This window comes from Variovorax sp. BGA-UO-ETr-C22, from assembly GCF_059567965.1.
The window spans coordinates 694,202-708,023 of the sequence record NZ_JCAQPA010000009.1; the positions used below are offsets into that span (position 1 = coordinate 694,202).

General features: G+C 69.7%; 20 protein-coding genes. 16 read left to right on the forward strand and 4 right to left on the reverse strand.

Features of this window, described 5'->3' with window-relative positions; all coding sequences use genetic code 11:
* The first annotated feature begins 7 nt into the window (after positions 1–7).
* The 5 genes from rpsC to AC57B8_RS12770 all read left to right on the forward strand — a co-directional run bounded on the left by rpsC (position 8) and on the right by AC57B8_RS12770 (position 2,522).
* Positions 8–919 carry a 30S ribosomal protein S3 gene (gene rpsC / locus AC57B8_RS12750; protein WP_062478877.1) on the forward strand — a complete coding sequence of 304 codons (912 nt, stop codon included), beginning with the start codon at positions 8–10 and terminating at the stop codon, positions 917–919.
* Between the two features lie 52 nt (positions 920–971).
* Positions 972–1,388, forward strand: coding sequence for a 50S ribosomal protein L16 (gene rplP / locus AC57B8_RS12755; RefSeq protein ID WP_007838137.1), 417 nt, complete (start codon positions 972–974; stop codon positions 1,386–1,388).
* Positions 1,389–1,443: 55 nt separating this feature from the next.
* Entirely contained in the window at positions 1,444–1,653 is a 210-nt protein-coding gene (rpmC, locus tag AC57B8_RS12760; protein ID WP_056577224.1) for a 50S ribosomal protein L29, read from the forward strand.
* Positions 1,654–1,662: 9 nt separating this feature from the next.
* A complete protein-coding gene (gene rpsQ / locus AC57B8_RS12765) occupies positions 1,663–1,932 on the forward strand; it encodes a 30S ribosomal protein S17 (RefSeq protein WP_062478880.1) in 270 nt (89 codons plus the stop codon).
* 83 nt (positions 1,933–2,015) lie between these two features.
* Positions 2,016–2,522, forward strand: coding sequence for a peroxiredoxin (locus AC57B8_RS12770; RefSeq protein ID WP_070061892.1), 507 nt, complete (start codon positions 2,016–2,018; stop codon positions 2,520–2,522).
* Between the two features lie 7 nt (positions 2,523–2,529).
* On the opposite strand, the gene AC57B8_RS12775 is transcribed toward AC57B8_RS12770, so the two are convergent.
* Positions 2,530–3,120, reverse strand: a complete 591-nt coding sequence (locus tag AC57B8_RS12775; RefSeq protein ID WP_496479790.1) for a GNAT family N-acetyltransferase — start codon at positions 3,118–3,120, stop codon at positions 2,530–2,532.
* On the reverse strand, positions 3,117–3,824 hold the full coding sequence (locus AC57B8_RS12780; protein WP_062478887.1) for a cytochrome b/b6 domain-containing protein: 708 nt from the start codon (positions 3,822–3,824) through the stop codon (positions 3,117–3,119). The genes AC57B8_RS12775 and AC57B8_RS12780 overlap by 4 nt, the downstream gene beginning before the upstream one ends.
* A 161-nt stretch (positions 3,825–3,985) precedes the next feature.
* Here AC57B8_RS12780 and AC57B8_RS12785 point away from each other — a divergent pair, with 161 nt between their 5' ends.
* Positions 3,986–4,432, forward strand: a complete 447-nt coding sequence (locus tag AC57B8_RS12785; protein WP_062478890.1) for a c-type cytochrome — start codon at positions 3,986–3,988, stop codon at positions 4,430–4,432.
* 65 nt (positions 4,433–4,497) lie between these two features.
* On the opposite strand, the gene AC57B8_RS12790 is transcribed toward AC57B8_RS12785, so the two are convergent.
* On the reverse strand, positions 4,498–4,995 hold the full coding sequence (locus AC57B8_RS12790; protein WP_101493873.1) for a TlpA disulfide reductase family protein: 498 nt from the start codon (positions 4,993–4,995) through the stop codon (positions 4,498–4,500).
* 102 nt (positions 4,996–5,097) lie between these two features.
* Between AC57B8_RS12790 and AC57B8_RS12795 the strand changes: the two genes are divergently transcribed.
* From AC57B8_RS12795 to AC57B8_RS12840, 10 genes are all read left to right on the forward strand, one after another.
* Entirely contained in the window at positions 5,098–5,646 is a 549-nt protein-coding gene (locus tag AC57B8_RS12795) for a hypothetical protein (protein WP_496479791.1), read from the forward strand.
* Positions 5,647–5,834: 188 nt separating this feature from the next.
* The gene (locus AC57B8_RS12800; protein ID WP_062478898.1) at positions 5,835–6,290 is read left to right on the forward strand and encodes a PTS sugar transporter subunit IIA; all 456 of its coding nucleotides are present in this window, start codon (positions 5,835–5,837) and stop codon (positions 6,288–6,290) included.
* Complete coding sequence (locus tag AC57B8_RS12805) at positions 6,259–6,528, forward strand: HPr family phosphocarrier protein (protein WP_062478901.1); 270 nt, start codon at positions 6,259–6,261, stop codon at positions 6,526–6,528. Before AC57B8_RS12800 ends, AC57B8_RS12805 begins: the two co-directional genes overlap by 32 nt.
* Before the next feature lie 10 nt (positions 6,529–6,538).
* Positions 6,539–8,344, forward strand: coding sequence for a phosphoenolpyruvate--protein phosphotransferase (ptsP, locus tag AC57B8_RS12810; RefSeq protein WP_139700413.1), 1,806 nt, complete (start codon positions 6,539–6,541; stop codon positions 8,342–8,344).
* Positions 8,345–8,512: 168 nt separating this feature from the next.
* Positions 8,513–8,896 (forward strand): DUF4148 domain-containing protein, encoded by a 384-nt coding sequence (locus tag AC57B8_RS12815; protein WP_307588248.1) that lies wholly within the window; start codon positions 8,513–8,515, stop codon positions 8,894–8,896.
* An 89-nt stretch (positions 8,897–8,985) separates the two neighbouring features.
* Complete coding sequence (locus tag AC57B8_RS12820; RefSeq protein WP_496479792.1) at positions 8,986–9,450, forward strand: Spy/CpxP family protein refolding chaperone; 465 nt, start codon at positions 8,986–8,988, stop codon at positions 9,448–9,450.
* Positions 9,443–9,934, forward strand: coding sequence for a DUF4260 domain-containing protein (locus tag AC57B8_RS12825; protein ID WP_070061900.1), 492 nt, complete (start codon positions 9,443–9,445; stop codon positions 9,932–9,934). The genes AC57B8_RS12820 and AC57B8_RS12825 overlap by 8 nt, the downstream gene beginning before the upstream one ends.
* A gap of 5 nt (positions 9,935–9,939) precedes the next feature.
* Positions 9,940–10,320, forward strand: a complete 381-nt coding sequence (locus AC57B8_RS12830; RefSeq protein WP_496479793.1) for a hypothetical protein — start codon at positions 9,940–9,942, stop codon at positions 10,318–10,320.
* 50 nt (positions 10,321–10,370) lie between these two features.
* Positions 10,371–11,069, forward strand: coding sequence for a response regulator transcription factor (locus AC57B8_RS12835; protein ID WP_062478915.1), 699 nt, complete (start codon positions 10,371–10,373; stop codon positions 11,067–11,069).
* A complete protein-coding gene (locus AC57B8_RS12840; protein WP_496479794.1) occupies positions 11,066–12,466 on the forward strand; it encodes a sensor histidine kinase in 1,401 nt (466 codons plus the stop codon). The genes AC57B8_RS12835 and AC57B8_RS12840 overlap by 4 nt, the downstream gene beginning before the upstream one ends.
* On the opposite strand, the gene AC57B8_RS12845 is transcribed toward AC57B8_RS12840, so the two are convergent.
* The gene (locus AC57B8_RS12845; protein WP_496479795.1) at positions 12,447–13,817 is read right to left on the reverse strand and encodes an efflux transporter outer membrane subunit; all 1,371 of its coding nucleotides are present in this window, start codon (positions 13,815–13,817) and stop codon (positions 12,447–12,449) included. The genes AC57B8_RS12840 and AC57B8_RS12845 overlap by 20 nt on opposite strands.
* Between the last annotated feature and the right edge of the window lie 5 nt (positions 13,818–13,822).

The window sequence follows — 13,822 nt, forward strand, 5'->3', positions numbered from 1 at the left end:
AAGAAATATGGGACAGAAAATCCACCCAACCGGGTTCCGCCTTGCGGTCACCCGTAACTGGTCCAGCCGTTGGTACGCAAGCGACCGCGATTTCGCGGGCATGCTGGCCGAAGACATCAAGGTTCGCGAATACCTGAAGAAGAAGCTGAAGAACGCTTCGGTGTCGCGCGTCATGATCGAGCGTCCCGCCAAGAACGCACGCATCACGATCTACTCGGCTCGTCCGGGCGTCGTGATCGGCAAGAAGGGCGAAGACATCGAGAACCTCAAGCGCGAACTGGGCAAGCAGCTCGGCGTGCCGGTTGCGGTCAACATCGAAGAAGTGCGCAAGCCCGAAATCGATGCGCAGCTGATCGCCGACAGCATCACGCAGCAGCTCGAAAAGCGGATCATGTTCCGCCGCGCCATGAAGCGCGCCATGCAGAACGCCATGCGTCTGGGTGCCCTGGGCATCAAGATCATGTCGGCTGGCCGCCTGAACGGCATCGAAATCGCACGTACCGAGTGGTACCGCGAAGGCCGCGTGCCGCTTCACACCCTGCGCGCCGACATCGACTACGGCACCTCGGAAGCCAAGACCACCTACGGCGTCATCGGCGTCAAGGTCTGGGTCTACAAGGGCGACACGCTGGGTCGTAACGACCTGCCGGCCGTCGAAACGCCGCGTCCGGACGAAGAGCGCCGCCCGCGTGGTCCCCGCCGTGATGGTCGCCCTGGCGACCGTCCGGGTGGCGACCGTCGTGGTCCCGGCCCCCGTGCCGGTGCCCGTGGTCCGATCGGTGGCAACACCGCTCCGGCCGATGGCAGCGACAAGCCCGCAGAAGCAACCGGCGGTGCCGGTGCAGACTCGAAACCCGCCGTTAAGCGCGTCCGCAAAGCCGCGCCCGCTGCAGCAGCGGACGGTGCCAAGACCGAGTAATCGGTCGCTCCCGGGCACGCAAGTGCCTGGGGCCCTCACGGAGTAACAAAACATGCTGCAACCTGCACGCAGAAAGTTCCGCAAGGAACAAAAGGGCCGCAACACCGGCATCGCAACCACGGGTAACTCGGTTGCGTTCGGTGACTTCGGTCTCAAATGCACCGACCGCGGTCGCCTCACGGCGCGCCAGATCGAAGCCGCTCGTCGCGCGATCTCGCGTCACGTGAAGCGTGGTGGCCGTATCTGGATCCGCGTGTTCCCGGACAAGCCGATCTCTACCAAGCCCGCTGAAGTGCGGATGGGTAACGGTAAGGGCAACCCCGAGTACTACGTCGCTGAAATCCAGCCTGGCAAGATCGTGTTCGAGATCGTCGGCGTGCCCGAAGAACTCGCCCGCGAAGCGTTCCGCCTGGCCGCCGCCAAGCTTCCGCTGCGCACGACGTTCGTCGCTCGCCAGCTCGGCGCCTGAGAGGAGAACATCCATGGCAACACGTAAGAAGAAAGAAACCGCGGCTTCGGCCAAGGTGACGAAGGCCGCAACCCTGCGCACGAAGGACGTCGCAGGCCTGCAAGCCGAAATCAAGGATCTGCAGAAGGCCCACTTCGGCCTGCGCATGCAGAAGGCCACGCAACAGCTGTCGAACACCACGACGCTGCGCGTGACGCGTCGCGACATCGCTCGCGCCAAGACCATTCTTGCTCAGAAAGAGCAAGAGACCCAAGCCGCCAAGTAAGGAGTGAACATGACGGAAGCTAAAAAATCCCTCAAGCGCACCTTGATCGGCAAGGTGGTCAGCGACAAGCGTGCCAAGACCGTGACCGTGCTGGTCGAGCGCCGTGTGAAGCACGAGCTCTACGGCAAGATCGTGGCCAAGACGAGCAAGTACCACGCCCATGACGAAAAGGGCGAGTACCACCTCGGCGACACCATCGAGATCACGGAAAGCCGTCCGATCTCGAAGACCAAGAACTGGGTCGTGACCCGTCTGGTCGAGAAGGCCGTCCTGGTCTGATCAGGCACTCGGTCGCCCTCGAGGCAACCCATCCGGAAACGGCCCACAATGTGGGCCGTTTTTCTTTTTCAGGAGCAATTCACATGATCAAAGTCGGCGACACCCTTCCTTCGGCCACCCTGCAGGAATATTCCGAAGTGGAGGGCGAGGGCTGCAGCATCGGCCCGAACCCGGTCGACGTGACCAAGGCCACGGCGGGCAAGACCATCGCGCTGTTCGCACTGCCGGGCGCCTTCACGCCCACCTGCTCGGCCAAGCATGTGCCGGGCTACGTGCAGCACTTCGACGACTTCAAGGCCGCCGGCGTGGACGAGATCTGGTGCGTGAGCGTGAACGACGCCTTCGTGATGGGCGCCTGGGCGCGCGACCAGAAGACCGGCGCCAAGGTGCGCATGCTGGCCGACGGCAGTGCGGACTTCGCAAAAGCCACCGGCCTCACGCTGGACCTGACCGGCCGCGGCATGGGCCTGCGCAGCAACCGCTATTCGATGCTCGTGAAGGACGGCAAGGTCGCGACGCTGAACGTCGAAGGCCCGGGCAAGTTCGAAGTGAGCGACGCCGACACGCTGCTGGCGCAAGCCCGCGGCTGAGCCCGGTCTAGAGATCTACTTTGAGGTAGTGAGCCCCGGCGACGGGGTTGTGATAGTAGGGCGGCACCTCCGCGAAGCCCAGGTCTTCGTAGAGGGCGCGCGCCGACTCCATGTCGTCGAGGGTGTCGAGCAGCACGCAGGCATAGCCTGCGCTGCGCGCCGCATCGAGGATGGCCTCGGCCAGCTGCCGGCCGAGCCCGAGCCCCCGGAACCCGGGGCGCACATACAACCGTTTCATTTCCGCCGCGTTCGCGTAGTCCGTGGTGTCGAGCGGGCGCAGCGCGCAGCAGCCCGCCACGTGGGCGAGCGTGCCGTCGGCGCGCTTCAGCGTGGGCGCGGCGCGGCCGGCGTCTTCGTTCACATGGGCGGGATCGACCAGCGCCAGCAGCAAGGTGCCGCGCGGCTCGGCGTACTCGCCGGGGAGTCCGGCCAGCTCGCCGTCGAAGTCCTGGAAGTCGAGGTCGATGGCCAGCGAGCCCGCGTAGTCGCGGAAGATGGCGCGCACGGCGTCGACTTCATGCGGTTCGTCGGGCGTGAGCAGCACCACCGCCGGCGTGTCCGACAGTGGTAACGGGCGGGAGACGGAAAAGCCGCTCATACGCGCAACGACGCCACCCAGAACGCCACGCCCGCGCACAGCGCGAACAGCACCAGCGCCAGCGTGCGCGACACCGCATCGTCGCGGCTTGGGGCCACGCCGTTGCCATTGCCGTTCCCGTTGGAGGCCGCGCCCGCGACCACCAGCTTGTCGCCCGACAGCATCGGCCCGACCAGCCGGTGCCGCTTGACCAGCACATAGAACAGCACCGCCAGCACATGCAGGCTCACCAGGGCGATCACGATCCACTTGCCCTGCGCCTTGTGCCAGCCCGTCGCCAGGCTCACCATGGCGCCCGACACAAAACGTGTCAGCGGCCCGGAGGCGGAAATCTCGTCGTCGGCCATCAGCCCGGTGGCGACCTGCAGGATCAACAGCGCCAGCACCGCGAACACCGACAGCGCGCCCAGCGGCGTGTGGCCGATCAGGTGGTCGGGGTGCGACTTGCCGCGCAGGTAGGCGATGACCGAGCCCGGCGCATAGATGAAGGCCGCGAAGCGCGACCAGCGCCCGCCCACGACCCCCCAGATCAGCCGGAACAGCAGCAGCGCCAGCACGGTGTAGCCGAGGCGGAAATGCCATTCCATGATGCCGTTCAGGCCCGTCACGATCAGGCCGATCACGGCGAAGGCGAGCGCCCAGTGAAAGAGGCGGGTCGGCAGGTCCCAGACGCGTGTGCGGGCCACCGAGAGGGTGTCGGTCATCGAAAAAGGCGCCGGGGCGCGAGGCTGCGGAAGGCGCAGATTAGCAAAGTCCGGCCCGGTCGTTCCACCGGGTTGTTGCTATGCGCCCGACACGGGCAGCCCCTACACTGCCTGCAGCACCGCGTTCGACGGTGCCCAAAACCCCCACACAAGGACCCACGATGACCCGTTTTGCTTCGTTCGCCCTTGCAGCCGCCTGCGCTGCGATGTCCCTGCCCGCCGCGGCACAGTTCGCCAAGCCCGAAGATGCCATCAAGTACCGCCAGAGCGCGCTGTTCGTGATGGCCCAGCACTTCGGCCGCCTCGGTGCCATGGCCAACGGCCGGGCGCCCTACGACGCTGCCGCCGCTGCCGCCAACGCCGAGATCGTCGCTGACATGGCCAAGCTGCCCTGGGCCGGCTTCGGCGCCGGCACCGAGGGCGGCAAGGCCAAGCCCGAAGTCTGGAAGGAAGCCGCCAAGTTCAAGGAACACCAGGACAAGGTGATCGCCGAGACCGGCAAGCTCGTCGTCGCCGCCAAGGCCGGCAACATCGACGCGCTCAAGGCCCAGTTCGGCCCGACCGGCGCGAGCTGCAAGGCCTGCCACGACAGCTTCCGCAACCAGTAAGCCGAGGGCTTTCGCCACGAAAAAGGCGCTCCTCGGAGCGCCTTTTGCTTTTCTGGGGCCGAAGGTCAGGCCTCGGCCAGGAGTTTTTCGATCAGCTTGTGCAGCTCGGCAAAGTCGGGCTCGCCCACGTAGCGCTTCACGATCTCGCCCTTCTTGTTGACGATGAAGGTGGTTGGCGTGAGCTTCACGTCGCCCCAGGCCTGCGCCACGCTGCCGGTGTTGTCGATCGCCACCTTGAACGGCAGCTTGCGGGTTTCGGCGAAGTTGACGACGTAGCTCGGCGGGTCGTAGCTCATGGCCACCGCCAGCGTGTCGTAGCCCTTGGCCTTGTACTTGTCGTAGGTCGAGATCACCTTGGGCATCTCGGCCACGCAGGTCACACAGCTGGTGGCCCAGAAGTTGACCAGCGTGACCTTGCCCTTCAGGTCGGCCGTGCTCTTGGTGGTGCCGTCGAGCAGCACGAAGGTCGAGGCCGGAGCGGCCGTGCTGCCCGAACCGAGGTACACGCCCACGCCGGCGGCCAGGGCGATCACGACGGCGGCGGCAGCGATGTATTTTTTCATGGGCACCTGAAGGAGAGAGGCGGCGCGATTTTAGTTCCGCGTGCCGGAACGCGTCGGCGCACGCGCTTCATTCCCCGAAGGCCGCTCGATAATCGTCCTCCGATGCCCTCGCTTCCTTTCCCCTCCTGGCCCGTGCTGGCCCTGGCCGCCGCGCTGGCCGCCGCGCTGGGCGCCTGCAGCCCCACCTTCAACTGGCGCGAAGTGCCGATCGCCGACGCCGGCCTGGTCGCGCTGCTGCCCTGCAAGGCCGACCGCGCCCAGCGCGCGGTGCCGCTGGGTGCCGAGTCGGTGCAGGTCGACATGACCGGCTGCGAAGCCGGCGGCGCGACCTTCGCCGTGGCCCATGCCGCCGCCACCAGCCCGGCGCAGGCCGAGGCCTGGCTCACGGCCTGGCGCACGGCCACGCACGGCCAGCTGGGCGTCGCGCAGGTGATCCAGGGGCCGGCCACCTTGCCGCGCGCCACGGCCGTTCCCGCACCGTGGCGGCTCGACGGGCAATCGGCGCAGCAGGGCGTGGCGCCGGTCCAGGTGCTCTGGTTCGCGCAGTCGCAGAAAGACGGCAGCGTGTCGCTCTACCAGGCCACCGTGCTCGGCCGGTCGTCCTCGCCCGAGGCGACCAAGACCTTCTTCGAGGGCCTGCGCCTGCCATGAGCAGGGGCCGGCCGACAGGCCGCGATGCGCGGGCCAGCTATCGTTTTCATAGCTGTTGCCGCGGCGCAAACCGACACACCGGCCACGCGCCCGCCATGGCCGCTTTCCCCGGCTGCCGCGTTGTGTCCTCGATGCCTCTACTTCCTTTGGGCGCCCCCGCATAATCGACGCGTCGTCCTCCGAGCCGCATGAACAGCATCCTCATCATTGCCCACTCCCCGTTCGCACAGGCGCTGCGGCAGTGCGCGCTGCATGTGTTCCCCGACTGCGAACAGGCCGTCGTGGCCCTCGACGTGCTGCCCAACGTGTCGCCCGAGGAAACGCTGGCCGCCGCGCGCATCACGCTCGCGCAGCAGTTGCATGCCCCGCGCTCGCAGGTGCTGGTGCTGGCCGACGTGTTCGGCGCCACGCCCTGCAACGTCGCGCAGAAGCTGGTGGACGGCGTGCGCTCGCGGCTCGTGGCCGGTGTCAACCTGCCGATGCTGCTGCGCGCCGTCACCTACCGCCACGAACCGCTCGACACCCTGGTGCAGCGGGCCCTGGCGGGCGGCACCGCCGGCGTGATGCAGGTGGCAGTGGCGGCTCCCCAGAACCAGGCGAAAAGAAAGCACAGTGATCAAGAAATCCGTGACCATCAGCAATAAGCTGGGCCTGCACGCACGCGCGTCGGCCAAGCTGACCAAGCTCGCCGGCAGCTTCCCCTGCGAGGTGTGGCTGTCGCGCGGCGACCGCCGCATCAACGCCAAGAGCATCATGGGCGTCATGATGCTGGCCGCCGGCCTCGGCGTGACCGTCGAGCTCGAGACCAACGGCCCGCAGGAGGACGAAGCCATGAACGCCATCGTCCAACTGATGGACGACAAATTCGGCGAAGGCGAATAAGGACCCGCGCATGACCTTCGCAGTCCACGGTCTCCCGGTCGCCCGTGGCATTGCCATCGGCCGCGCGGTGCTGGTCGTGTCCAGCCGCATCGACGTGGCGCACTACTTCATCAAGCCCGAAGAGATCGAGACCGAGATCGACCGCGTGCGCACCGCGCGCAACGCGGTGGCCGACGAGCTCACCAAGCTGCAGGCCAGCGTGGCGCAGATGGGCCCGAACGACGCGCCGCACGAACTCGCGGCGCTGCTCGAGGTGCACCAGATGCTGCTGCAGGACGACGTGCTCAGCGGCGGCGTGAAGCACTGGATCAGCGAGCGGCTGTACAACGCCGAATGGGCGCTGACCACGCAGCTCGAGATCATCGCGCGCCAGTTCGACGAGATGGAGGACCCGTACCTGCGCGAGCGCAAGGCCGACCTCGAACAGGTGGTCGAGCGCATGCTGCATCGCATGAAGGGCACGGCCGCCGTGCTCGCGCCGAGCCCGCCGCGGCGCAAGCGCGCCGCCGCCGCGCACGACGACGAAGACGACGACCCCACCGCGGGCGACGGCTTCGACGTGCCGCTGGTGCTCATCGCGCACGACCTCTCGCCGGCCGACATGCTGCAGTTCAAGAAGAGCGTGTTCGCGGGCTTCGTGACCGACGTGGGCGGGCGCACCTCGCACACCGCCATCGTCGCGCGCAGCATGGACATCCCGGCCATCGTCGGCGCGCGCTCCGCGAGCCAGCTGGTGCGCCAGGACGACTGGGTCATCATTGACGGCGAGGCCGGCGTGATGATCGTCGACCCGTCGCCGATCATCCTGGCCGAGTACGGCTTCAAGCAGCGCCAGGGCGACCTCGAGCGCGGGCGGCTCGCGCGGCTGCGCCACAAGCCCGCCGTCACGCTCGACGGCCAGCGCGTCGACCTGCTGGCCAACATCGAGATGCCCGAGGACACGGCCGGCGCCGTCAAGGCCGGCGCCGTGGGCGTGGGCCTCTTTCGCAGCGAATTCCTCTTCATGGGCCGCGAGAACTCGGCGCGCCAGACGCGCCTGCCCGACGAAGAAGAGCAGTACCAGGCCTACAAGCGCGCGGTCGAGGGCATGCAGGGCATGCCCGTCACCATCCGCACCATCGACGTGGGTGCCGACAAGCCGCTGGACGGCAAGTCGGGCAGCAAGCAGGAGCACCTGAACCCCGCGCTCGGCCTGCGCGCCATCCGCTGGAGCCTGGCCGATCCGGCGATGTTCCTCACGCAGCTGCGCGCCATCCTGCGCGCGGCGGCGCACGGCGAGATCCACCTGCTCATTCCGATGCTCGCGCACGCCAGCGAGATCCGCCAGACGCTGTCGCTCATCGACTTCGCGCGCGCCGAACTCGACAACCGCGGCGCGGTGTACGGCCCGGTCAAGCTCGGTGCCATGATCGAGATCCCGGCCGCCGCGCTCACGCTCAAGACCTTCCTGAAGCACTTCGACTTCCTCTCGATCGGCACCAACGACCTGATCCAGTACACGCTGGCCATCGACCGCGCCGACGAGGCCGTCGCCCACCTGTACGACCCCGCGCACCCCGCGGTGCTCAAGCTCGTGGCCGACACCATCACCGAGTGCCGCCGCCAGGGCAAGGGCGTGTCGGTGTGCGGCGAGATGGCCGGTGACGTCGCCTTCACGCGCCTGCTGCTGGGCCTGGGCCTGCGCAGCTTCTCCATGCACCCCTCGCGCATCCTGGCCGTGAAGCAGGAAGTGCTGCGCGCCGACACCGGCAAGCTCGAGCCCTGGGCGCAGGGCGTGCTCGACGCGGACGATCCCGCGGCCGCACTCGCGGGCTGAGCCCGCGCTTTCGCATACCTTTGTCTTCGTGATGCACCGTGAAAACGGTGGGTTGCGGGCCGAGTGAAACAAACCGAAATACGGCGATACGGGCGTGAAAGGACTCGCCGCGCCTTGACGCGCACCATCAGGTCTCCTCTTCCAACCCCTGAAAGAAAGGCCTGCATCATGATCGTCAAGTCGTCCTTCTCCCTCGCCCAGCTCATCGCTGTCGGTTCCTTCGCCATGCTCGCCGCCGCCGGCGCCAAGGCTGAAAGCTACGAGGGCGTGCACGCGCCCGTGTCGGCCATGAGCCGCGCCGATGTCAACGCCGAAGCCGTGCGTGCCGCCGCCGCCCCCGACCAGAACGTCGTGCGCGGTTCGCGCGGCCCCGAGACCGTGGCCGTGTCGACCGACCGCGCCCGCGTCATCGCCGAAGCCGTGCGCACCGCCGCCGCCCCCGACCAGAACGTGACCTCCGGCTCGCGCGTGAACAGCAAGGTCATCTCGACGATGCAGAACCCCGTCGACGCGCGTGCCGCCGCCGCGCGCGACAGCGGCAACCGTCTCTGAGCCGACGATGCGGCGCCCCGGGCGGCGCCGCCGTCGCCTCGTCCATCACTGAAGCAGCCCCGCGCAGGGGCGCATGAAGGAGCACCTCCATGAAGCACTGGATCAAACGCACCCTGTTCGGATTCGCCGGCCTGGCCGTCGTCGCCGGCAGCATCGCCGGCTGTGCCGGCCATCGCCACGGCTGGGGCGGCGACAGCGCCGAGTTCCGCGCCAAGATGGTCGAGCGCGTCGGCAGCAAGCTCGAACTCGACGCCGCGCAGAAGCAGAAGCTCACCGTGCTGGCCGAGAAGCTGCAGGCGCAGCGCCAGGCGATGCGCGGTGCGGGCGGATCGGGCGATCCGCGCTCGCAGTTCAAGGCGCTGTTCGCGGGCAACGCGCTCGACCAGGCCGGCGCCGCGCGCCTGGTCGAAGAGAAGACCGCCGTGGTGCGCACCGGCAGCCCCGAGGTCATCGCCGCCGCGGCCGACTTCTTCGACCACCTGAACCCCGCCCAGCAACAGAAGGTGCGTGACTTCATGGAGCGCGGCGGCCGCCGCTGGTCGCGCCATGGCTGAAATGGGCTCGCCCCCGGGCTGGGGGCGCTTCGTGTCGCTGCATCGACCTGCTCTGCAGGAGCCGCAGCACCACGTGGGTTCCGTGGTGTCCCGCGAACCCGAAGCCCCGGCCATGGACGGCGTGCGCACCGTGCTGCGCTTCGAAGGCGCGGTGGTGCTCGCGGTGGCGCTGGTCGGCTATGCCCAGTTCGGCATGGGCTGGGGCGTGTTCGCGCTCTGGCTGTTCGCGCCCGACCTCTCGCTGCTCGGCTACCTCGCGGGGCCGCGTGTCGGCGCGGCGCTGTACAACGCGGCGCATGCGCTGATCGGACCCGTGCTGCTGCTGGCGCTGGGCGTGTTCGCGGCGCAGCCGTGGGCGGTGGCCGGCGGGCTGATCTGGCTGGCCCGCGTCGGGCTCGACCATGCGCTGGGCTTCGGCCTGAAGTACGCGACGGGCTTTGCGTCCACCCACCTCGGCCGCATCGGCCGCGCCGATCCATGGTGAGTGCCGTGGCCCGTTCGCGTCCCCTGATGCGCCCCGCGCTCGCGCGCACCGTGATGCTGGGCGAGGCGTTCACGCTCGCCGCCGCCTCGGCGGTGCACGGTGGCTGGCTCGGGGCCGGCCACGCGCATCCGCAGGCGCGCACCGCCGAGGCCGTGATCGCCACCGTGCTGGTGCTCGCGGCGCTCGAAACCTGGCGCCGCCCCGCGCATGCCCGCGCGGCGGCGATCGCCGGACAGGGCTTTGCCCTGCTGGGCACGCTGGTCGGTCTTGGCACCATCGTCGCAGGCATCGGCCCGCGCACGGTGCCCGACGTGGTCTACCACGTGCTTTTGCTCGCCGGTCTCAGCGCCGGCCTGGTCTGGACGGTGCGATGCCGGCCGGATTGATTGCAAGCCTTGCCATTCGCGCTCTCTTTGCCAGGAGGCACAATCCCGCCATGCCGCGCATCCTGCTGATCGACGACGACGAACACCTCGCCGCGCCGCTGACCACCTACTTCGCACGCTTCGGCTGCACGCTCGACAGCGCCAAGCGCCCGAGCGAGGGCATCGCCAAGCTGCGTGCGGGGCACTACGACGCGGCCATCCTCGACGTCATGCTGCCCGAGATGGACGGCTTCGAACTGTGCCGCGAGATCCGCAAGGAAAGCGACATCCCCATCGTGATGCTCACCGCGCGCGGCGAGGTGATGGACCGCGTGGTCGGCCTCGAACTCGGCGCCGACGACTACGTGCCCAAGCCCTTCGAGCCGCGCGAACTGGTGGCGCGCGTGCAGACCATCCTGCGCCGTCAGCGCAGCGCGCCGGCGGCCGCCGCCGCCAACGCCCAGCTGCGCGTGTTCGACGGCCTCTCGATCGACCTCGACCGGCGCCAGGTGTTGCGCCACGGCGAGCGCGTGGAGCTCACCGGCACCGAGTTCGATCTGCTCGCGCTGCTGGCCGGCGAGCCCGGCAAGGTGTTCAGCCGCGACGACATCCTCAACCGGCTGCGCGGCCACGAGGCCGAGCTCTTCACGCGCGCGGTCGACATCGTGGTGAGCCGGCTGCGCAAGAAGCTCGAGCCGCTCGACTGCATCAAGACGCTGCGCAACGCCGGCTACGCGTTGGCGGTGGCGCCGGGCGAGCCGTCTTCATGAGATTTCCCCGCAGGCGCGCAGGCGCCGTGCCCGCCGACAACGAAGGCCTGTGCCCCGGCAAGGAGCGCCGCCGGCACTGGCACGCGCGCATGCACGCGCACATGCAGCAGCGCTGGCGCAGCTCGGTGCGCGTGCGCATCGTGATGATGTTCGTGGTGCTCGCGCTCGTGATGGCGGCGGTGTTCGTGGGCGGCATGAAGCGGTCGTTCTCCAGCACCTGGGCCGAGGCCGCGCAGCCGATGCTGATGGACTACGCCGACCGCCTCGTTGCCGAACTCGGCACGCCGCCCGACACGGTGCGCGCGCAGGCGCTGGTCGACCGGCTGCCGATCACCATCCGCATCACCGGGCCCACCGTGAACTGGGAGTCGAACCCCGGCAACGACCTGCACGCGCGCGGCGGCTGGTTCTACGACCGCGACCGCGAGGAGTCGATGTTCTCCACCGAGCGCTGGTTCGTGCGCCCCACGGCCGACGGGCACAAGGTCATCTTCGGCTGGGCGCCCCGGCTGTGGCAGCTCGCGCCGCGCGCGGCGGGCTGGACCACGCTGTGCGTGCTGCTGCTGCTCGTGGTGGTGGCCTACGCACTGGTGAGCCGGCTGCTGCGTCCGCTCATCGACATCCGCGAGGGCGCGCAGCGCTTCGGCCGTGGCGAGTTCGCGCAGCCCATTCCGATCCGCCGCAACGACGACCTGGGCGACCTCGCGCAGCGCGTCAACACCATGGCCAGCGACATCCAGGCCATGCTCGATGCCAAGCGCGGCCTGCTGCTGGCGCTGAGCCACGAGCTGCGCTCGCCGCTCACGCGGGCCCGGCTCAACGCCGAGCTGCTGCCCGCCACGCCCGAAGGCGAGGCCGAGCGCGAGGCGCTGCTGCGCGACCTCAACGAGATGCGCGACCTGATCAGCGACCTGCTCGAAAGCGAACGCCTCGCGAGCCCGCATGCCGCGTTGCAGCGCGAGCCGGTCGACCTGGCTGCGCTGGTGCGCGAGATCGTGGCCGAGATGCCCGGCGCACAAGCGGTGCAACTCGACCTCGCGGACGGCCTGGCGCCGCAGCCCGTCGACCGCATGCGCGTGCGCCTGATGGTGCGCAACCTGCTGGACAACGCGCTGCGCTACAGCGCCGGCGCACCGCAGCCGCCGACCGTGAGCTTGCGCGCGCCGGCCGACGGCGGTGCCGAGCTGGAGGTGCGCGACTTCGGTCCCGGCGTGGACGACGCGCAGCTCGAACGCCTGACCGAGCCCTTCTACCGCACCGACGGCGCGCGGGCGCGCGCCACCGGCGGTGTCGGCCTCGGCATGTACCTGTGCCGGCTCATCGCCGAAGCCCACGGTGGCCGGCTCACGGTGCGCAACGCGCACCCCGGCCTGCAGATCAGCGTGCGTTTCGGCTGAGGCGCGTGGCCGCCGATTCGGCGGACCAGCCGCCGCCGAGCGCGTGGTACAGCGCCACGCTGGCCTGCAAGCGCGCCTGCAGCAACTGCGCGCGCGCATCCTGCGCGGCGAACAGCGTGCGTTGCGCATCGAGCAGCGTGAGCAGCGTCTCGGCACCCGCGCGGTAGCGCGACTCGGCGAGCGTGCGCGCGCGCTCGGCCTGTGCCAGTTCCTCGTCCTGCGCGGCGCGCTGCGTGTCGAGCGCGGCCACGGCGTCGAGCGCGGTCAGCGCGTCGGTGAAGGCGGCCACGGTGGCGGCGCGGTAGGTCGCGAGCAACTCTTCGCGCCGTGCGGCCGACAGGTCGCGCGCCGCGGCGCGCCGGCCGCCGTCGAAGACCGGCGCCGCGAGCGCCGCCGCCAGGCTGTACACCGGGTGATCGAACAGCGTGCCGAAGCGCGGCCCCGCCGCCGAAAGGCCGGCGCTCAGCGTGAGCGTGGGGAACATCGCCGCGCGCGCCGCCGCCACGTCCGCATCGGCCGCGGCCAGTGCGGCCTCGGTGCGTGCGATGTCGGGCCGGCGCGCGAGCAGGTCGGCCGGCAGGCTGGCGTCGACCGCGGGCAGCGAGAGCTGCTGCAGGCTGGTGGCCGTGATCCGCACCTCGCTGCCGGCCTGGCCGAGCCAGCGCGCCATGCGGATGTCGGCCGCGCGCGACTGCTGGTGCAGCGTGGCGGCCGTGCGCCGCTGCGACGCGACGATGCCGCGCTGCTGCGCAAGCTCGAGCGGCGAGGCCGCGCCCGCGCGCGCACGGGCCTCGACCAGCTGCAGCAGCCGTTCGGCATCGTCCAGGCTGCGACGCGCGATGGCCGTGCGCTCGCGCAGGCCCAGCGCTTCGAGCCAGGCCGCGCCCGCGCCTGCGCGCAGTGCGAGCCGCACCGCATCGCGGTCGAAGGCGCTGGCCTGCCGCGAGGCGCCGGCGCTGTCGCGCTGTGCGCGCAGGCGGCCCCACAGGTCGACCTCGTAGCGCGCATCGAGCCCGAGCGCGCGCCGGTTGCCGCTCACGTTCGCATCGCCGCCGAGCCGGCCCTGGCGCTGCACATCGGCGGTGGCTGAAAGTTCAGGCCAGGCCGAGGCGCCGGTGATGCGCTCCTGCGCCTCGGCCTGGCGCAGGCGGGCTTCGGCGGCATCGCCGTCGGGGTTGCCGGCATCGACCGCGGCGACGAAGGCCGGCAGCTCGGTGCTGCCGAAACCGCCCCACCACGGGTCTGCGACGGGGGTGGCGGTGGCAGGCGCATCGGCCGATGGCGTCGCGCAGCCCGCGAGCAGCAGCGCCGCCAGGGCCAGCGTGGCGGGAGAGAAGAAAAGGCGCGTCATGGCAG